Source organism: Micromonospora sp. URMC 107, assembly GCF_051386315.1.
GTDB lineage: Bacteria > Actinomycetota > Actinomycetes > Mycobacteriales > Micromonosporaceae > Micromonospora.
Genome location: NZ_JBPQTK010000248.1, coordinates 1 through 3,378, shown reverse-complemented (window position 1 = coordinate 3,378; position 3,378 = coordinate 1). Strand labels below are relative to the sequence as shown.

3 protein-coding genes are annotated in these 3,378 nt (G+C 75.7%); all 3 read right to left on the bottom strand.

Translation table 11 applies throughout. From position 1 onward, the window contains the following. Positions 1 to 82: 82 nt before the first annotated feature. The 3 genes from ACSNN9_RS28190 to ACSNN9_RS28180 are packed head-to-tail and all read right to left on the bottom strand — an operon-like array spanning position 83 to position 3,203. Positions 83 to 880: a nucleotidyltransferase domain-containing protein gene (locus ACSNN9_RS28190; protein ID WP_436676342.1), complete on the bottom strand. Its 798-nt coding sequence runs from the start codon at positions 878 to 880 to the stop codon at positions 83 to 85. Beyond that, positions 877 to 2,556: an ABC-F family ATP-binding cassette domain-containing protein gene (locus ACSNN9_RS28185; RefSeq protein WP_436676341.1), complete on the bottom strand. Its 1,680-nt coding sequence runs from the start codon at positions 2,554 to 2,556 to the stop codon at positions 877 to 879. Before ACSNN9_RS28185 ends, ACSNN9_RS28190 begins: the two co-directional genes overlap by 4 nt. A gap of 41 nt (positions 2,557 to 2,597) precedes the next feature. Further along, positions 2,598 to 3,203, bottom strand: coding sequence for a class I SAM-dependent methyltransferase (locus ACSNN9_RS28180; RefSeq protein WP_436676340.1), 606 nt, complete (start codon positions 3,201 to 3,203; stop codon positions 2,598 to 2,600). Between the last annotated feature and the right edge of the window lie 175 nt (positions 3,204 to 3,378).

Below are 3,378 nucleotides of genomic sequence, written 5' to 3'. Positions count from 1 at the left end.
GCCCACCACGCCCGACCCGCACCGCCGCACCGCGCCCTGCCCCGTCGACCGGCAGGCGTCGGTGGACGGCCGCCAGGTCGGCTCAGTCCAGGACGTCGGCGACGAGCCGCCGGGCGGCGGCGAGCGTGCCGGTCAGCTCGTCCGGCGTGTGTCCGACCGCGCCGAGCAGCGCCTGCGCCCGCCGGGCGAAGTCGGGTGGCGCGCCCGGCAGCCGCCCGGCGGCGGCGATCATGCCCTTCTCGTTGACCAGCCACCGCCCGGCCCGGGCGTGCAGCACCTGGGCGAGTACGCCGACCGCCCGGAACAGGCAGCCGGCCACGTACCCGCCGTCACCGGCCGCGACCGCCTTGGCCGCGCCGTCGACCAGGAACCGGGCCTCCCACCCGCCGGCCGTCAGGGCGTCGGCCAGGGCCGGCGGGTACGCGCGGGTCTCCTCGCGCAACGCGGTCAGCTCACCGGTCGGGTCGCCGAGCACCCGGCAGAGCGCCACCTCGCCGGCGTACGCGGACGAGTAGAAGCCGAGCGGGTGCCCGGCCTGCACGCCGACCTCGTACCGGCCGGCGCGGCAGTCGGCCCAGATCCGGTGCACCCGGTCGAGGTCGCGGTAGATCCAGTCGACCGCCGTCCCGCCGACGCGCAGCCATCCGCCGCCGTCAACCCACGGCCCCCAGCCGCCGGGCGGGGTCAGTTCGACCTCCTCGTCGGCGACCGAGGCGGCGACGGCGCGCAGCCCCGGCACGTCCAGCTCGCCCCGGTAGTAGAGGCCGAGGTCCCAGTCGGAGTCGGGCCGGTGCCCGCCCCGGGCCCGGCTGCCGCCGAGGGCGACGGCGACGACCCCGCCGACCGCGCAGAGGCGGTCGGCCAGGTCGGCGGGGATCACGCCACGTCCCAGACCGGCTCCGGGGTCTCCACCACCTCGTTGTCGCCCCGGAAGAGCACGAACCGGTCGAAGGAGCGGGTGAACCAGCGGTCGTGGGTCACCGCCACCACGGTCCCCTCGAACGCGGTCAGCCCGGCCTCCAGCGCCTCCGCCGACGCCAGGTCGAGGTTGTCGGTGGGCTCGTCGAGCAGCAGCAGCGTCGCGCCGGACAGCTCCAGCAGCAGCACCAGGAAGCGTGCCTGCTGACCGCCCGAGAGGGTGCCGAAGCGCTGGTCGCCCTGCCCCGCCAGCTCGTACCGGCTCAGCGCCGCCATCGCGGCGTGCCGGTCCATGCCGGCGCGGTGCTCGTCGCCCCGCCAGAGGATCTCGACGAGGGTCTTCCCCATCAGCTCCGGCCGGTCGTGGGTCTGCGAGAAGTGTCCCGGGCGCACCCGCGCGCCGAGCCGGGCCACCCCGTCGTGCGCCACCGGCGCGAGCGCGAGGGCCCCGTCGACCGGGCCGTTGGCGGGGTCGGGGTCGGTGCCACCCCGGGCCAGCAGCCGCAGGAAGTGCGACTTCCCCGTGCCGTTGGCGCCGAGCACCGCGACCCGGTCGCCGTACCAGATCTCCAGGTCGAACGGGAAGGTCAGGCCGTCGAGCTCCAACTGCTCGCAGATTACCGCGCGTTTGCCGGTCCGCCCGCCGGTCAGCTTCATCCGGATGTCCTGGTCCTTCGGCGGTACGGGCGGCGGCCCGGCCTCCTCGAACTTGCGCAGCCGGGTCTGCGCGGCCTGGTAGCGCGACGCCATCCCGTCGTTGTACGCGGCCTTCTGCTTGTACATCAGCATCAGCTCGCGCAGCTTCTGGTGCTCCTCGTCCCACCGCTTGCGCAGCTCGTCGAGGCGCGCGTGCCGGGCCACCCGAGCCTCGTGCCAGCTCGCGAAGCCGCCCGGGTGCACCCACGCGCTGCCACCCTCCACGGCGACCACCCGGTCGGCGGTGTGGGCGAGCAGCTCCCGGTCGTGCGAGACGTAGAGCACCGACTTGCCGGACTCGCGCAGCCGCCCCTCCAGCCAGCGCTTGCCCGGCACGTCGAGGAAGTTGTCCGGCTCGTCGAGGAGCAGCACCTCGTCGGGGCCGCGGAGCAGCAGTTCGAGGGCGAAGCGCTTCTGCTGGCCGCCGGAGAGCGTCCGGACGGGCCGTTCCCGGGCGCTGTCCCAGGGCAGGCCGAGCACGATGGTGGCGACCGTGTCGAAGAGCACCTCGGCGTCGTAGCCGCCGACCTCGCCCCAGGCCGCGAGCGCGTCCGCGTACGCCAGCTGGGCCTTGCCGGCGGCGGTGCTGTACTTGCCGCGGACCTCGGCGGCGCGCATGGCCCCCTCGGTCTCGACCAGCCGGCGGCCGGCGTCGCGCAGCGCCGGCGGGGCCAGCGACAGGGCCAGGTCGGCCAGTGTCGACTCGTCGCCGATCATCCCGATGAACTGACGCATCACGCCCAGCCCGCCGGAGCGCGCGACCGCGCCGGTCCTCACCGGCAGGTCGCCGGCGACCATCCGCAGCAGCGTCGTCTTGCCCGCGCCGTTGGGCCCGACCAGGGCCACCTTGGCGCCCTCCCCGACCCGGAACGACACGTCGGCGAAGAGCTCCCGACCGTCGGGAAGGATGTGCCCGACCGCTGCCACGTCCACGTATCCCACGTCGGCATCCTGCCCGAGCACGGGCCCGGCGGCCCAACCATTTACCGGGTGACCCGCAGCACCCGGTAGCCCTTCTGGCTGGCGTGCCGCCCCACCTGCCAGCCCTGCTCGACCAGCCAGCGCTGCAACGAGTCCCCGCCGAGGTAGCGGGCCACCACCAGCCAGGCGACGCCGTCCGGGGCGAGCCGGGGCAGCCAGCGCAGCAGGATCCCGTGCAGCTCGTCCTTGCCGACGTGGATCGGGGGGTTGGACCAGATCTCCGCCAAGGTCAGGTCGGCGGGTACGTCGTCCGGGGCGGCGACGCGCACCCGGTCGGCCGCGCCGACCCGCGCCGCGTTGGCCGCGGTGAGTTCCCGGGCCCGTTCGTTGACGTCGACGGCCCACACGGTCGCCGAGGGCGCCGAGCTGGCGAGCACGCAGGTGATCGGCCCGAAGCCGCAGCCGAGGTCGAGCAGCGCACCGGTGGTCCCGGCGGACGGCAGCTCGGCCTTGCGCAGCAGCACCGCCGTGCCGGGGTCGAGGCGGGCGGCGGAGAAGACGCCGGCGGAGGAGGCCAGGGCGTAGTCGCGGCCGGCGACGGAGAACTCGACCTCGCGCGGGTTGGCGGCGGTCGTGGGTTCAGCGGTGAAGTAGTGTTCGCCGGTCACGCCGGCAATTCTCGCACCGCCGCCCGGCACGACGCCGCGGGCCCGGCACGGCAGCACAGGATCCGGCACGCGGTACAGCGGCCCGGCGCGGCAGCACAGCGGCCGCGGCCCGGCGGCACGGGGCCCGGCCCGGCGGCACGGGGCCCGACGCGGCGGCACGGAACCCGGCGCGGCG